The sequence below is a fragment of the Caballeronia sp. 11_S32 genome (genome assembly GCF_056930355.1).
In genome coordinates this window covers 2,265,599-2,281,903 of sequence record NZ_JBXOWH010000003.1, presented here as the reverse complement: position 1 = coordinate 2,281,903, position 16,305 = coordinate 2,265,599, and the positions used below count along the sequence as shown (strand labels likewise).

Annotated in this window: 10 protein-coding genes; 6 read left to right on the top strand and 4 right to left on the bottom strand. The window is 63.8% G+C overall.

The window, feature by feature from the left end; genetic code table 11:
• The first annotated feature begins 54 nt into the window (after positions 1-54).
• The 3 genes from infB (at position 55) to truB (ending at position 4,478) form a co-directional block, all read left to right on the top strand.
• A complete protein-coding gene (infB, locus tag AC1Z32_RS22270; protein WP_483480607.1) occupies positions 55-3,054 on the top strand; it encodes a translation initiation factor IF-2 in 3,000 nt (999 codons plus the stop codon).
• A 95-nt stretch (positions 3,055-3,149) separates the two neighbouring features.
• Positions 3,150-3,536 carry a 30S ribosome-binding factor RbfA gene (rbfA, locus tag AC1Z32_RS22265; RefSeq protein ID WP_483480606.1) on the top strand — a complete coding sequence of 129 codons (387 nt, stop codon included), beginning with the start codon at positions 3,150-3,152 and terminating at the stop codon, positions 3,534-3,536.
• A 3-nt stretch (positions 3,537-3,539) separates the two neighbouring features.
• Complete coding sequence (gene truB / locus AC1Z32_RS22260) at positions 3,540-4,478, top strand: tRNA pseudouridine(55) synthase TruB (protein ID WP_483480605.1); 939 nt, start codon at positions 3,540-3,542, stop codon at positions 4,476-4,478.
• 56 nt (positions 4,479-4,534) lie between these two features.
• Here the strand turns inward: truB and AC1Z32_RS22255 are convergent, their stop codons facing one another.
• The 4 genes from AC1Z32_RS22255 to AC1Z32_RS22240 all read right to left on the bottom strand — a co-directional run bounded on the left by AC1Z32_RS22255 (position 4,535) and on the right by AC1Z32_RS22240 (position 9,529).
• On the bottom strand, positions 4,535-6,094 hold the full coding sequence (locus AC1Z32_RS22255; RefSeq protein ID WP_483480604.1) for a DHA2 family efflux MFS transporter permease subunit: 1,560 nt from the start codon (positions 6,092-6,094) through the stop codon (positions 4,535-4,537).
• 13 nt (positions 6,095-6,107) lie between these two features.
• Positions 6,108-7,358, bottom strand: coding sequence for an EmrA/EmrK family multidrug efflux transporter periplasmic adaptor subunit (locus tag AC1Z32_RS22250; protein WP_483480603.1), 1,251 nt, complete (start codon positions 7,356-7,358; stop codon positions 6,108-6,110).
• A 52-nt stretch (positions 7,359-7,410) separates the two neighbouring features.
• On the bottom strand, positions 7,411-8,937 hold the full coding sequence (locus tag AC1Z32_RS22245; RefSeq protein WP_483480602.1) for an efflux transporter outer membrane subunit: 1,527 nt from the start codon (positions 8,935-8,937) through the stop codon (positions 7,411-7,413).
• Between the two features lie 85 nt (positions 8,938-9,022).
• Positions 9,023-9,529: a MarR family winged helix-turn-helix transcriptional regulator gene (locus AC1Z32_RS22240; RefSeq protein ID WP_483480601.1), complete on the bottom strand. Its 507-nt coding sequence runs from the start codon at positions 9,527-9,529 to the stop codon at positions 9,023-9,025.
• 322 nt (positions 9,530-9,851) lie between these two features.
• On the opposite strand from AC1Z32_RS22240, the gene typA reads away from it, so the two are divergent.
• The 3 genes from typA to odhB all read left to right on the top strand — a co-directional run bounded on the left by typA (position 9,852) and on the right by odhB (position 16,231).
• The gene (gene typA / locus AC1Z32_RS22235) at positions 9,852-11,678 is read left to right on the top strand and encodes a translational GTPase TypA (protein ID WP_483480600.1); all 1,827 of its coding nucleotides are present in this window, start codon (positions 9,852-9,854) and stop codon (positions 11,676-11,678) included.
• 313 nt (positions 11,679-11,991) lie between these two features.
• Complete coding sequence (locus AC1Z32_RS22230; RefSeq protein ID WP_483480599.1) at positions 11,992-14,850, top strand: 2-oxoglutarate dehydrogenase E1 component; 2,859 nt, start codon at positions 11,992-11,994, stop codon at positions 14,848-14,850.
• Between the two features lie 85 nt (positions 14,851-14,935).
• Positions 14,936-16,231: a 2-oxoglutarate dehydrogenase complex dihydrolipoyllysine-residue succinyltransferase gene (odhB, locus tag AC1Z32_RS22225; protein WP_483480598.1), complete on the top strand. Its 1,296-nt coding sequence runs from the start codon at positions 14,936-14,938 to the stop codon at positions 16,229-16,231.
• Positions 16,232-16,305: the final 74 nt, after the last annotated feature.

The window sequence follows — 16,305 nt, the reverse complement described above, 5'->3', positions numbered from 1 at the left end:
GCCGCGTGACCCCGATCTAACCGCAAGGATTGGTCCTTGCATCAAGAGGAATGAATGGCGAGTAACAACGTAGCCCAATTTGCCGCGGAACTCAAAATGCCTGCGGGCGTCCTGCTCGAGCAGCTGCAGGCGGCTGGCGTCCAGAAAGCGAGCGCGAACGACGACCTGTCCGAGACGGACAAGGCGCGTCTGCTCGATCATTTGCGCAAGTCGCACGGTTCCGCCGACGCCGACAAGCGCAAGATCACTTTGACCCGCCGGCATACGTCGGAAATCAAGCAATCCGACGCAACGGGTAAAGCTCGCACCATTCAGGTCGAGGTGCGCAAGAAGCGTGTTTTCGTGAAGCGCGATGAAACCGGCGCGGAGCAGCCCGAGCCGGCGGCGAATCATGTCGAGGAGCCGGAAGTCGACGAGGCCGAACTCCAGCGCCGCGAGGAAGAAGCGCGCCATGCCGCCGAGCAGCTCGAGCGCGAAGAGCGCGAGCTGAAGGAGCGTCAGGCGCAACTGGAGCGCGAAGAAGCCGAACGCCGCGCCCGCGAGGAAGCGGCGGAAGCCGAGCGTCGCAAGCAGGAAGAGGAAGCAGCGCGCCGCGCGGCGGCCGCGGCTCAGGCGGCGGAAATCTCGCGCGCGGCTCAGGCTGCGCGTCAGGAAGCGCGTGCCCAGCCGGCGGCGGAAGCCAAGCAGGAAGCAAAGCAGAACGACGAAGCGCAACGCGAAGCCGCCGCAAAGGCCGCCGAAAAGGCTGCTGAAGAGAAGGCCGCGAGCGAGCGTGCCGCGCAGCGCGAAGCCGCGAAGAAGGCGGAAGAAGAAGCGAAGGCAGCCGCTGAAAAGGCGCGTCTCGAACAGGAAGCCATCGCGAAGCGTCGTGCCGCGGCGGAAGCCGAAGCGCGCGCGATTCGCGAAATGATGAACACGCCGCGCAAGGCGCAGGTGAAGGCGCCGGAACCCGCGCCCGCACCGAAGCCGGCGGAAGCGGCGAAGGCCGCCGAAGCGAAGGGCACGCTGCACAAGCCGGCCAAGCCGGAAGGCGCGCAGGCGGCACGTCCCGCAGCGGCGAAGAAGCCGGCTGCCGGCGGCGCACAGGCGCCCGCATCGACGGCTCCGGCAGGCGCAGGCGACAAGAAGAAGGCCGGCAAGGGCGGCTGGCAGCAGGACGACGCATCCAAGCGCCGTGGCATCAAGACGCGCGGCGATTCGAGCGGCGGCGTCGATCGCGGCTGGCGCGGCGGTCCGAAGGGTCGCGGCAAGCATCAGGAGCAGGCGACGTCCTTCCAGGCGCCGACCGAGCCGATCATCCGTGAAGTGCACGTGCCGGAAACCATTTCGGTCGCGGACCTCGCGCACAAGATGTCGGTGAAGGCTTCGGAAGTCATCAAGGTGATGATGAAGCTCGGCCAGATGGTCACGATCAACCAGGTGCTGGACCAGGAAACCGCGATGATCGTCGTCGAGGAACTGGGTCATCGCGCGGTCGCGGCGAAGCTGGACGATCCGGAAGCGCTGCTCATCGAAGGCGAAGCCACCGAAGACACGGCAGAGAAGCTGCCGCGTCCGCCGGTCGTCACCGTGATGGGTCACGTCGACCACGGCAAGACCTCGCTGCTGGACTACATCCGTCGCGCGAAAGTGGCGGCGGGCGAAGCGGGCGGCATCACGCAGCATATCGGCGCATATCACGTCGATACGCCGCGCGGCGTCATCACCTTCCTCGACACGCCGGGTCACGAGGCCTTTACGGCCATGCGTGCGCGCGGCGCGAAGGCAACCGACATCGTCATTCTGGTCGTTGCGGCCGATGACGGCGTGATGCCGCAGACGAAGGAAGCAATCGCCCACGCGAAGGCGGGCGGCGTGCCGATCGTCGTGGCGATCAACAAGATCGACAAGCCGGAAGCGAACCCGGAGCGCGTGAAGCAGGAGCTCGTCGCGGAAGGCGTGGTGCCGGAAGAGTACGGCGGCGATTCGCCGTTCATCGAAGTGTCGGCGAAGACCGGCCGCGGCATTGACGATCTGCTGGAAAACGTGTCGCTGCAAGCCGAAGTGCTGGAGCTGACCGCGCCGGTGGAAGCCGCCGCCAAGGGCCTCGTGATCGAAGCCAAGCTGGACAAGGGCAAGGGCCCGGTCGCGACCATCCTCGTGCAGTCGGGCACGCTGAACCGCGGCGACGTGGTTCTCGCGGGCAGCGCCTATGGCCGCGTCCGCGCCATGCTGGACGAAACCGGCAAGCCGACCAAGGAAGCAGGTCCGTCGATCCCGGTGGAAATCCAGGGTCTGTCGGAAGTGCCGGCGGCGGGCGAGGAAGTCATCGTGTTGCCGGACGAGCGCAAGGCGCGCGAAATCGCGCTGTTCCGTCAGGGCAAGTTCCGCGACGTCAAGCTGGCCAAGCAACAGGCCGCGAAGCTCGAGAACATGCTGGAGCAAATGGGCGAAGGCGAAGTGCAGAACCTGCCGCTCATAGTCAAGGCGGACGTGCAGGGCTCGCAGGAAGCGCTGGTGCAATCGCTGCAAAAGCTGTCGACCAGCGAAGTGCGCGTGCAGATCGTGCACAGCGCGGTCGGCGCGATCAGCGAATCGGACGTCAACCTGGCTACGGCTTCGAAGGCGGTCATCATCGGCTTCAACACGCGTGCGGATGCACAAGCGCGCAAGGTGGCCGAGGCGAACGGCATCGACATCCGTTACTACAACATCATCTACGACGCAGTGGATGAGGTGAAGGCGGCGATGTCCGGCATGCTCGCGCCGGAGAAGCGCGAGACGGTGACGGGCATGGTCGAGGTGCGTCAGGTCATCCGCGTGCCGAAGGTCGGTCTCATCGCGGGTTGTATGGTCACGGACGGTGTGGTCAAGCGTTCCTCGTCGGTGCGCGTGATTCGCAACAATGTCGTGATCCACACCGGCGAGCTCGATTCGCTCAAGCGCTTCAAGGACGACGTCAAGGAAGTGCGTCAGGGCTTCGAGTGCGGTATGTCGATCAAGAACTTCAGCGACATCGTCGAAGGCGACCAGTTCGAAGTCTTCGAAGTGACGGAAGTGGCTCGCACGCTGTAATGCGTTAGCCGCTGATAAAAGGGCGGGGTGGGCCTGGCGGCTCGCTCCGCCCTTTTTGCTTCAGGCGGCAAGAAAAGAAATACGGAAACGACATCATGGCTAAAAAACGGACATCCGCGAACCGCAACGTGCAGATTGCGGACCAGATCCAGCGCGATCTTTCGGAACTCATGCGCGAGATGAAAGACCCGCGCGTGGGACTCGTGACGATCCAGAGCGTCGAGCTCACGCCCGACTACGCGCACGCGAAGGTCTACTTCACGACGCTCACGGGCGATCCCAAGCAGACTGAGCAAGGTCTCAATCACGCGGCGGGACATCTGCACAATATGCTCTTCAAGCGCCTGCACATCCACACGGTGCCGACGCTGCATTTCCACTATGACCAGACGATCGAGAAGGCCGTCGAGATGTCGCGCCTGATCGACGAAGCGAACGCGACGCGCGCGAAGGATGCCGACGACGATCAGGAAGGCGCCTGAGCGATGAGCGGTTCGGAAAAACAGGCGCGGCCGAAGATTCCGCGCCGCGCACTCGACGGCGTGCTGCTGCTCGACAAGCCGCTCGGGCTTTCGAGCAACGACGCGCTGATCAAGGCGAAGCGGATTTATCTGGCGAAGAAGGCGGGCCACACGGGCACGCTCGATCCGCTCGCGACAGGCTTGCTGCCGCTGTGCTTCGGCGAGGCGACGAAGTTCTCGCAAGACCTGCTCGACGCCGACAAGACGTATGAAGCGACGATGCGCCTCGGCATCCGCACCACCACGGGCGATGCCGAAGGCGAAGCCATCGATACGCGCGAGGTCACGTGCGACGAAGCAGCGGTCGTCGAAGCGATGAAGCGGTTCATCGGCGACATCGTGCAAGTCCCGCCGATGTATTCGGCGCTCAAGCGCGACGGCAAGCCGCTCTACGAGTATGCGCGCGCCGGGCAGACGGTCGAGCGCGAAGGCCGCCAGGTGACCATTCACGCGCTGCAGTTGCTCGCGTGCGCGCTGCCGCTCGTGACGTTCCGCGTAACGTGCAGCAAGGGCACGTATGTGCGCACATTGGCGGAAGATATCGGCGAGACCCTCGGTTGCGGCGCGCATCTGACGGCGCTGCGGCGCACGGGCGTCGGCACGTTGACGCTCGAACACGCGGTCACGCTGGATCAGCTCGCGAGCCTGAGCGAACCGGAACGCGACGAACGGCTTCAACCTGTCGATGCGCTCTTGTCCACGTTCCCGGCGGTCCAGTTGAACGAGGAAGCGACCAAGCGCTTTTTGCACGGCCAGCGGCTGAAGCTGACCGATGTCGTGAAAACGCGCCTCGAAGAAGGCCGCGTGCGCGTCTATGCGCAAGACGGTGGCCGATTGCTTGGCGTGGCGCGTGCGGGAGAAGGCGTGCTTGCGCCCGAACGGTTGGTCGTCACGGCACAATGAAAAAGAGCCCGGTCATGTTTGAACCGGGCTCTTTTTTATCGAGGCTGGCAAGGCGATCAATGCGCCGCCGATGCCGCCGCCGCCGAATCTCCCCCGCCCGAACGCTCGGGCCGAGTGATCCAGATCAGTGCGATCAGCGCGACGAAAATGCCCGCCGAGATATAGAACATGTCGTTCACGCCGAGCTGCGCGGCCTGCTGCGTGGCCATACTGTTGAACAGGCCTCGCGCTTGCTCTTGCGAGAAGCCGAGCGCGTTCATTTGCTGTATCGAGTTCGCGAACACCGGGTTATACGAGTTCGCGCCTTCGACGAGCTGGGCGTGATGCACGATCGAGCGATGCTCCCACGCCGTCGAGAAAATCGACGTGCCGATGCCGCCGCACATGATCCGCACGAAGTTCGACAAGCCCGATGCCGCCGGAATCCGATGCCCCGGCAAGCCCGACAGCGTGATCGACACGAGCGGAATAAAGAAGCCCGCCATGCCGATGCCCTGGATCAAGGTCGGCACCGTGAGCGCCCACGTATCGACGCCGGTCGTGTAGCGCGAGCGCATCCAGAAACATAGCGCGAACACGAGGAACGCGGCCGTCGCGATATAGCGCGGATCGGTGCGCGGCAGGAATTTGCCGGTGAGCGGCGAGAGCAGGATCGCGAAGAGGCCGACGGGCGCCATCACGAGGCCGGCGTTCGTCGCGGTATAGCCGATATCGGTCTGCAGCCACAGCGGCAGCAGCACGAGATTGCCGAAGTAGAGCCCGTAGCCGATCGACAGCGCGATCGTCCCGCCCGTGAAATTGCGCAGCTCGAACAGCGAAAGATCCACGACCGGATGCTCGGCCGTCAGCTCCCACACGATGAAAAACGCGAACGAGATCACCGCGATCAGCGCGAGCACGACGATCGTCGTGGAGTTGAACCAGTCGAGATCCTTGCCCTTGTCGAGCATGATCTGCAGCGAGCCGACCCAGACCACGAGCAGCGTGAGCCCGACGGTGTCGATCGGCGCCTTGCGGATGGCGGAATCGCGGTCGCGGAAGATCGCGAACGTGGCGATCGCCGCCGCGATGCCCACCGGGATGTTCACGTAGAAGATCCACGGCCACGAGATGTTGTCGGAGATCCAGCCGCCGAGCACGGGGCCCGCGACCGGCGCGATGAGCGTGGTCATCGACCACATCGAGAGCGCCATCGGCGCCTTCTCGCGCGGATAGCTCGCGAGCAGGAGCGTTTGCGAGAGCGGGATCATCGGGCCGGCGACCGCGCCCTGAAACACGCGCGCGGCGAGCAGGAAGGGCAGCGTCGGCGCGAGACCGCACAGCCACGACGCGATCACGAACAGGATGATCGAGCCGAGGAAGAGCCGCACCTGGCCGAGGCGCTGCGTGAGCCAGCCGGTGAGCGGCACCGAGATCGCGTTGGCGACCGCGAATGACGTGATGACCCACGTGCCCTGATCCGACGACACGCCGAGATCGCCGGAGATCGACGGAATCGAGACGTTCGCGATCGACGTGTCGAGCACGTTCATGAACACCGCGAGCGACACGGCGATCGTCCCGATGACGAGTTTTCCGCCCGACAGCGGCGGATGAACGACGTTTTGCGAAGACATGTGGCGAATCCGCTTACATCAGCTTCGCAGTCGATGCCGACTTCGTCGCCTTCCCGCGCGTGGCCGACGACGAGCTCTGAGCGGGCGTGCCCGCGCCCGTGCCCGCGTTCTGCTGGATGATGCGCGCGATTTCCTGATCGGCCTGCGCGCCGTAGTTGTCGAACACGTTGGTCTGGTAGACCGTGTTCTGCGCGTTGCCGAGTTGGCCGCCTTCCTCGTTCTTGATCGTCACGTCGACATTCATCGACAAACCGATGCGCAGCGGATGCTCCTGCAGTTCCTTCGGATCGAGCTCGATACGCACCGGCAGGCGCTGCACGACCTTGATCCAGTTACCCGTCGCGTTCTGCGCGGGCAGGAGTGAGAACGCCGAGCCAGTACCCGCGGAGAAACCGATCACCTTGCCGTGATACACGACGCCCGAGCCGTAGAGATCGGCCGTCAGTTCGACCGGCTGACCGATACGCATGTGCTTCAGTTGCACTTCCTTGAAGTTCGCGTCGACCCACACGGCGTTCAGCGGCACGATGGCCATCAGCGGATTGCCCGGCGACACGCGCTGGCCGACCTGCACCGAGCGCTTCGCGACATAACCCGTCACCGGCGCCGGCAGCGTGTTGCGCGCGTAGTTGATGTACGAGTCGCGCACCTTCGCGGCGGCGGCGAGCACGTTCGGGTGATCGGCGATCGTCGTATTGGCCGTGAGCGAGCGGTTCGACGCGAGCTCCTGCTCGGCGGCGTCGAGCGCGGCCTGCGCGCCGCGGACCGCGTCGCGCGCGTGCGAAATTTCTTCCTGCGACACCGCGCCCGTCTGCGCAACCTGCATGCGGCGCTTCAGGTCGTCTTGCGCGCGCGAGAGATCCGAGCGGCGCAATGCGATCTGCGCTTCGTACTGGTTGTTGTTCACGAAGAACGTTCGCACCTGGCGCACAGCCTGCGCGAGATTCGCCTCGGCCTGATCGAGCGCGATTTTGGAGTCGGCGGGATCGAGCGTGACGAGCGGGTCGCCGGCCTTCACCGTCTGCGTGTCGTCCGCGTTCACCGAGATCACGGTGCCGACGACCTGCGGCGTGATCTGCACGACATTGCCGTTCACATAGGCGTCGTCGGTGCTTTCGTGAAAGCGCGCGATCAGGAAGTAATACAGCCCGTACGCGACGGCGGCGATGATGATGACGAGCACGATCAGCGTCATCAGCCGGCGGCGTTTGCCGTTGCTCTGTTTCGGCGCGGGCGCGGCGGCGGTTTGTTGAGGGTCGCTCATGAAAGACTCCGAATATTTCGTATTTGGTCTGATGCGTGTTCTTGCGCGCGGCTTATTTCGACGGCGCGGCCTGATTTGCCGCTTGCGCGCTCGCCTGTTGCTGCCCGCTGCCGTCGATCGCCAGATTGGTGCTCGTCGCGTCGAAGCCGCCGCCGAGCGATTTGATCAGCGCGATCTGCAGATCGGTGCGCTTCAGGCGCAGATTCGTCACGGTCTGCTCGTTGGCGAGACGGTTCTCGTCGGCGTTGAGCACCTGCAGTTGCGGCGAGAGGCCCGCCTTGTAGCGGATCACCGCGAGCTGATAGGCGCTCGTCGCCGCCGTGAGCGCGCGATTCGCGTCGGCCATCTGTTTGTCGAGCGAGCGGATCGCCGAGATATTGGTCGCGACGTCGTTCATCGCATTGATGAGCGTCTGATTGTAATTCGCGACATTGCCTTCGAAATCGGCGTAACGGCCCTTCAACTGCGCGCGCAGGGCGCCCGCATCGAAGATCGGCAGATGCACCGCCGGCCCGATCTGGATCTGGCGGCTGCTCGCCTGCAGGAAGCGGCTCCAGCCGAACGCGTCGAAACCGAACGCCGCCGCGAGGTTGATGTCCGGGAAGAATTCGGCCTTCGCTTCCTTGATGTTGTGCGTCGCCGCTTCGACCTGCCAGCGCGCCGCGACGATATCCGGGCGGCGCGCGACGAGATCGGCGGGCACGTTGTCGGGCAGCGTCACGTTGACGTTCGGGTCGATCACGGGCTTGGCGATCTTGAGACCGCGGTCCGGGCCTTGGCCAAGCAGCGCGGCGAGCTGATAGCGGACGGCTTCGATCTGGCCGTCGAGCTCGGTCGAGTTCGTCTGGCTCGTCGCGACATTGCCTTCCGCCGTGCGGCGCTCGACGTTCGTGTCGAGCCCGGCCGCGACGCGCCCGTTCGTGATGCGCCCGACGTCCTGCCGGTTCGCGATTTCGCGCTGGGCGACATCGCGCAGCGCGTAGAGCAGCGCGAACTGGTTATACGTGCGCGCAACCGACGCCGCGAGCGTCACGCGCGCCTGCTGCATGTCCGCCTCGGCGGCCTTCTGCTGCGACACCGCCATGTTCAGCCGCGAACGGTTCTTGCCCCAGAGATCCAGTTCCCACGATGCGCTCGCGAGCACGTTGTTCTCGCTGTACCAGGTGCCGCCGTAGGGCGGCGGGAAGAGGGCGTTGGCCGAATACAGTTCGCGCGTCCACGAATACGAGCCGTTGACCTTCGGATAGAGCGCCGAGCGCGATGTCTCGGTATACGACGACGCCTTCGCGATGCGCGCCTGCGCCTGCGCGATGCTCGGGTTGCCGGCGAGCGCCTCGTCGATCAGCTGCGGCAGTTGCGGGTCGCCGAACTGCTTCGCCCAGTCGAGCGTCGGCCATTGGCCGCCTTGCCCGGGCACGCTTTGCGTCGCCTCGAAATTGTTCGGCGACGCAATCTGCTTGTCGCTCGAAATGCCCGAGTAGTTCGCGCAGCCCGCGAACGCCAACGCAGCGGCGACCGCGGCCGCGGCGCCTTTGGCACGGCTCGGGAAGCGCTGCGCGGACAGGGAGAGGTGTTTCATATCTCGTCTCTTGAGATGAGAATTAAAGATGGACATTGCAATGATCTTGAAAGGCGATGCCGCGCCGATTTGCTTGACGCTGCAATCACGTACCAGGCTTATCATTGCAGTTGAGCAGCGATGCCACGGACGGGTCGCACGAGTTCGCGAGAATTCGTCTCAGCATGCTCTTCAGGAAGCCCACTTCCTCCGGCGTGAAGCCCGTCAGCAGATGATCGAGCACGCGCGCGAAAATGGCGGGAATCTTCTCGGCGGTGGCCTGACCTTCGTCGGTGAGCGCGAGGCGCACGACGCGCCGGTCTTCCTCGCTGCGCACGCGCGAGAGCAGGCCGCGCTTTTCCAGACGGTCGATGAGACGCGTGACCGCGCTCGCGTCGATGCCGTATTCTCGGGCGATGTCGGCCGCCGTCGCGCACTTGCCGACGGCCAGCATGAAGACGATGCTCGCCTGCGTTCCCGTGATGTTCAGTTCGGAACTCGTGTGCTGCGTGACCATGTTCCACATGGTCGAGCGCACTCGGCCGATCAGGTAGCCGACACTCTCGGCCAGCACGTAATCGCCGATCGCCGTGGATTTCGGGGCGTCGCTCATTTGTAAATAACGGTGCGAATGCAATAGTTGACTAGGCAGCATTATAGAGGTGCGTTACAGGTGCTGCAAGGATCTTTTCTGAAAATGCTTAACAATCGGCGGCGCCTTTCTGGGCGGCGCGCCGACGGGAGCGATGGCGGGCGAGCGTTACGGGTTGAGTCCTATTGCCAGATAAGGTCATCCGTGCGTGCTATAATTTTCGGTTCTCACCGCGCCGGGCCCGCATACTCATGCTTCGCATGATGGTTCAAGAGGGGCTGACGAGCCATGAAGTCTCATAGATGAGGCTTCCTCCGACGGCGCACAACCAAGACATCTCAATATGACTCGCGCCCTCCGCAATATCGCCATCATTGCCCACGTCGACCACGGCAAGACCACGCTCGTCGACCAGTTGCTCCGTCAGTCGGGCACGTTCCGGGAAAACCAGCAGGTCGCCGAACGGGTCATGGACTCGAACGACATCGAAAAGGAACGTGGCATCACGATCCTGGCCAAGAACTGCGCCGTCGAATACGAAGGCACGCACATCAATATCGTCGATACGCCGGGACACGCGGACTTCGGCGGTGAAGTGGAGCGTGTGCTGTCGATGGTCGATTCCGTGCTGCTGCTCGTCGACGCCGTCGAAGGCCCGATGCCGCAAACGCGCTTCGTCACGAAGAAGGCGCTCGCGCTCGGTCTCAAGCCGATCGTCGTGATCAACAAGGTGGACCGCCCGGGCGCGCGCATCGACTGGGTGATCAACCAGACCTTCGATCTGTTCGACAAGCTCGGCGCGACCGAAGAGCAGCTCGACTTCCCGGTGGTGTACGCGTCGGGCCTGAACGGCTACGCGAGCCTGGAACCGGAAACGCGCGAAGGCACGATGCGCCCGCTGTTCGAAGCGATCCTTCAGCACGTTCCCGTGCGCCCGGCCGATCCGGACGCTCCGCTGCAACTGCAGATCACCTCGCTCGACTACAACTCGTATGTGGGCCGTATCGGTGTGGGCCGTGTCGCGCGCGGCCGTATCCGCCCGGGCATGCAGGTGGCCGTGCGTTCGGGTCCGGACGGCGCCATTCTGAATCGCAAGATCAATCAGGTGCTGTCGTTCCATGGCCTCGAGCGCGTGCAGGTCGAAGAGGCGCAAGCGGGCGATATCGTGCTGATCAACGGCATCGAGGAAATCGGCATCGGCGTGACGATCTGCTCGCCGGAACAGCCCGACGCGCTGCCGATGATCACCGTCGACGAACCGACGCTCACGATGAACTTCCTCGTGAACTCGTCGCCGCTCGCGGGCAAGGAAGGCAAGTTCGTCACGAGCCGCCAGATCCGCGATCGTCTGACGAAGGAACTGAATCACAACGTCGCGCTGCGCGTGAAAGATACGGGCGACGAAACCACGTTCGAAGTCTCGGGCCGTGGTGAACTGCACCTGACGATTCTCGTCGAGAACATGCGCCGTGAAGGCTACGAACTCGCCGTGTCGCGTCCGCGCGTGGTGCTGCAGGAAATCGACGGCGTGAAGTGCGAGCCGTATGAAAACCTGACCGTCGATATCGAAGACGGGCATCAGGGCGGCGTGATGGAAGAGCTCGGCCGACGCAAGGGCGAAATGCTCGACATGACGTCCGACGGCCGTGGCCGCACGCGTCTCGAGTACAAGATTTCGGCGCGCGGTCTGATCGGCTTCCAGAGCGAGTTCCTCACGCTCACGCGCGGCACGGGCCTGATGAGCCATACGTTCGATTCCTACGCGCCGGTGAAGGAAGGCTCGGTCGGCGAACGTCGCAATGGCGTGCTGATTTCGCAGGATGACGGCGCCGCCGTCGCGTACGCGCTGTGGAAGCTGCAGGATCGCGGCCGCATGTTCGTGTCGCCGGGCGATGCGCTGTACGAAGGCATGATCATCGGCATTCACAGCCGCGACAACGACCTCGTCGTGAACCCGATCAAGGGCAAGCAGCTCACCAACGTGCGCGCTTCGGGCACCGACGAAGCCGTGCGTCTCGTTCCGCCGATCTCGCTGTCGCTGGAATACGCGGTCGAGTTCATCGACGATGACGAGCTCGTCGAAGTGACGCCGCAGTCCATTCGTCTGCGCAAGCGTCACCTGAAGGAGCACGAGCGTCGCCGCGCGAGCCGCGAGGCATCGGCCGACTAAGCATCGGTTCGCTTCGTGCAAACAAAAGCCGCCTTCGGGCGGCTTTTTCGTTTTCCGATACCGTGCAAGGGACTCTTGCTTATCTCACAAAAGCCCGCACATCCTTGTTGCATAAAGGATGACGAGGGCAGAGCACATGCGGCGATCGGTCATATGACGATTGGTTCTGTGCTATGCTTCTCGGATTAGCTGTCGCTTTTTAGGTCCTTCCAAGCAGACTTGATTCGCGCAATCCGCTAAACGGTCAGGCCGTGGCGCGGAAGGTTTCGTAACCCGCACTTCCTCGAGAAACTCGAAGAAAGGTGAGCGTAAAATGATGAAGCAATTCCAGTCGAACTCTTATCTGTTCGGCGGTAATGCTCCGTACGTCGAAGAGTTGTACGAGCAATATCTCGATAATCCCGCGTCAGTGCCCGAGACCTGGCGCGCCTACTTCGACGCGTTGCAGAACGTGCCCGCATCTGACGGCACGGCTCACAACGACGTGGCCCACGGCCCCATCGTCGAATCTTTCGCCCAGCGCGCGAAGGCGAACGCCTTCCTGCCGCGTGAAACCACCGGTGATCTGACCACCGCGCGAAAGCAAGTCTACGTTCAATCCCTCATCGGCGCGTATCGATTCCTCGGCACGCAATGGGCGAATCTCGATCCGCTCAAGCGCCGCGAGCGTCCCGCCATCCCCGAACTCGAACCCGGCTTCTATGACTTCACCGAAGCCGACATGGATCAGGTCTTCAACGCGACCAATCTGTACTTCGGTTTCGAGCAGGCATCGCTGCGCGACATCGTCAAGGCGCTGCGCGATACGTACTGCGGCACGATCGGCGCCGAGTTCATGTACATCAGCGATCCCGAGCAGAAGCGCTGGTGGAAGGAGCAGCTCGAGTCGATCCGTTCGACGCCGAACTTCTCGAACGACAAGAAGAAGCACATCCTGAACCGCCTGACGGCCGCCGAAGGCCTCGAGCGTTTCCTGCACACCAAATACGTTGGCCAGAAGCGTTTCTCGCTGGAAGGCGGCGAGAGCTTCATCGCGTCGATGGACGAAGTCGTCCGCCACGCGGGCAAGAACGGCGTGCAGGAAATCGTGATCGGCATGGCGCACCGTGGCCGTCTCAACGTGCTGGTCAATACGCTCGGCAAGATGCCGGCCGACCTCTTCGCCGAATTCGAAGGCAAGCACGTCGATGACCTGCCGGCCGGCGACGTGAAGTACCACAAGGGCTTCTCGTCGGATGTCGCAACGGAAGGCGGCCCGGTTCACCTGTCGCTCGCGTTCAACCCGTCGCACCTGGAAATCGTGAATCCGGTGGTCGAAGGCTCGGCCAAGGCGCGCATGGATCGCCGCGGCGACGAAGAAGGCCTGCAAGTGCTGCCGGTTCAAGTTCACGGCGACGCAGCCTTCGCGGGCCAGGGCGTCGTGATGGAAACGCTGAACCTCGCGCAGACGCGCGGCTACGGCACGCACGGCACGCTGCATATCGTCATCAACAACCAGATCGGCTTCACGACGTCGGACCCGCGCGATGCACGCTCGACGCTGTACTGCTCGGACGTCGTCAAGATGATCGAGGCGCCGGTGCTGCACGTGAATGGCGACGATCCCGAAGCCGTCGTGCTCGCGACGCAGCTCGCGATCGACTTCCGCATGAAGTTCCACAAGGACGTGGTCGTCGACATCATCTGCTTCCGCAAGCTCGGCCACAACGAGCAGGACACGCCGGCGGTCACGCAGCCGCTGATGTACAAGACCATCGCGAAGCATCCGGGCACGCGCGCCGTCTACGCGGAAAAGCTCGTGCAGCAGGGCGTGATCAAGGCCGAAGACGCGGACAGCTTCGTCAAGGAATACCGTCAGGCGATGGACGAAGGCCATCACACCATCGATCCGGTGCTCTCGAACTACAAGAGCAAGTACGCGGTGGACTGGGTTCCGTTCCTGAACCGCAAGTGGACCGACGCGGCCGACACCGCGGTGCCGCTCGCCGAGCTGAAGCGTCTGGCTGAGCGCATCACGACGATTCCGGAAAACTTCAAGGTTCACCCGCTCGTCGAGCGCGTCATCAACGACCGCCGCGCCATGGGTCTCGGCGAAGCCAAGCTCGACTGGGGCATGGGCGAGCACCTCGCGTTCGCGTCGCTGGTCGCATCGGGCTACGCCGTGCGTCTGACGGGCCAGGACTCGGGCCGCGGCACGTTCACGCACCGTCACGCGGTGCTGCACGATCAGAACCGCGAGCGCTGGAACGACGGCACCTACATTCCGCTGCAGAACATCGCGGAAGGCCAGGCGAAGTTCACGGTGATCGACTCGGTGCTGTCCGAAGAAGCGGTGCTCGGCTTCGAGTACGGCTATTCGACGGCTGAGCCGAACACGTTCGTTGCGTGGGAAGCGCAGTTCGGCGACTTCGTGAACGGCGCGCAGGTCGTGATCGACCAGTTCATCTCGTCGGGCGAAGTGAAGTGGGGCCGCGTCTCCGGCCTCACGATGATGCTGCCGCACGGCTACGAAGGCCAGGGTCCGGAGCACTCGTCGGCGCGTATCGAGCGTTTCCTGCAACTGTGCGCGGATCACAATATGCAAGTGGTCCAGCCGACGACGCCGGCGCAGATCTTCCACCTGCTGCGCCGTCAGATGATCCGCCTGTTCCGCAAGCCGCTGATCATCGCCACGCCGAAGTCGCTGCTGCGTCACAAGGAAGCCGTGTCGGATCTGTCGGAACTGTCGAAGGGCACGTTCCAGCCGGTCATCGGTGAAGTCGACGAAGCGATCGAGGCGAAGAAGGTCAAGCGCGTGGTCGTGTGTTCGGGCCGCGTGTATTACGACCTCGTCGCGCATCGCCGCGAAGCGAAGAGCAACGATGTCGCCATCGTGCGTATCGAGCAGTTGTACCCGTTCGCGCACAAGCAGTTCGACGCGGAACTCAAGAAGTACGAAAACGCGACCGAAGTGGTCTGGGTGCAGGACGAGCCGCAGAACCAGGGCGCCTGGTTCTACATCGAGCACCATCTGCGCGAGGGCATGCGCGAAGGCATGAAGCTGGCCTACAGCGGCCGTCCGGCTTCGGCGTCGCCTGCGGTCGGCTACTACGCGAAGCACTACGAGCAGCAGAAGGCGCTCGTGGAAGGCGCGTTCGGCCGCCTGAAGGGCGCGCAGACCATCGCGAAGTAAGCATGCTTGATCGAGGCCGGGCGAACGGATGTTCCCCGGTCTCGCTGCTCGTACACACACAGACACGCATCAGGAAGATACAGAAATGGCTATCGTAGAAGTCAAGGTTCCCCAGCTTTCCGAGTCGGTCTCGGAAGCGACCATGCTGCAATGGAAGAAGAAGCCGGGTGAGGCTGTTGCGCAGGACGAAATCCTCATCGAAATCGAGACCGACAAGGTCGTGCTCGAAGTGCCCGCGCCGTCCGCCGGCGTGCTGGCGCAAGTGATCAAGCACGACGGCGATATCGTCACCGCCGACGAACTCATCGCGAAGATCGACACCGAAGCGAAAGCGGGCGAAGCGCCTGCCGCCGTCGCCGCTGCCGGCGACGCCGAAGTGAAGCCCGCGCCGGTCGCGGAAACGGCTGCGGCCGCTCCGGCTGCCGCGCAGGCATCGACGGGCGGCGCTGCATCGCCGGCCGCGACGAAGATCCTCGCCGAGAAGGGTGTTTCGGCGGATCAGGTGTCGGGTTCGGGCCGCGACGGCCGCATCACGAAGGGCGACGCGCTCGCCGCCCAGGCTGGCGCACCCGCTGCCGCCAAGGCCGCCGCGCCGGCTCCGGCCGCAGCGCCCGCGCGCGCCGCGAAGCCGTCGCTGCCGCAAGTTTCGGCTCCGGCATCGGCTGACCAGTGGCTCAAGGACCGCCCGGAACAGCGCGTGCCGATGTCGCGTCTGCGCGCGCGTATCGCCGAGCGTCTGCTCGAGTCGCAGCAGACCAACGCCATCCTGACGACGTTCAACGAAGTCAACATGGCGCCGGTCATGGATCTGCGCAACAAGTACAAGGATCGCTTCGAGAAGGAACATGGCGTGAAGCTCGGCTTCATGTCGTTCTTCGTGAAGGCCGCCGTTCATGCGCTGAAGAAGTTCCCGCTCGTGAACGCGTCGATCGACGGTAACGACATCGTCTATCACGGCTATTTCGACATCGGTATCGCGGTCGGTTCGCCGCGCGGCCTGGTGGTGCCGATCCTGCGCAACGCGGATCAGATGAGCCTCGCCGACATCGAGAAGAAGATCGCCGAATTCGGCCAGAAAGCGAAGGACGGCAAACTGTCGATCGAGGAAATGACCGGCGGCACGTTCTCCATCTCGAACGGCGGCGTGTTCGGTTCCATGTTGTCGACGCCGATCATCAATCCGCCGCAGTCCGCGATTCTCGGCGTGCACGCGACGAAGGAACGTGCGGTTGTCGAGAACGGCCAGATCGTGATCCGTCCGATGAACTACCTCGCGCTGTCGTACGACCACCGCATCATCGACGGCCGCGAAGCCGTGCTGTCGCTGGTCGCGATGAAGGACGCGCTGGAAGATCCGGCCCGTCTGCTGCTGGACCTGTAAAAAGCATCGTGCCTCGGCGCGCGCGATAGGCTCGCGCGCGCTGTTCGAGGCGTCTCCGCAGGAGCGGAGTTCAA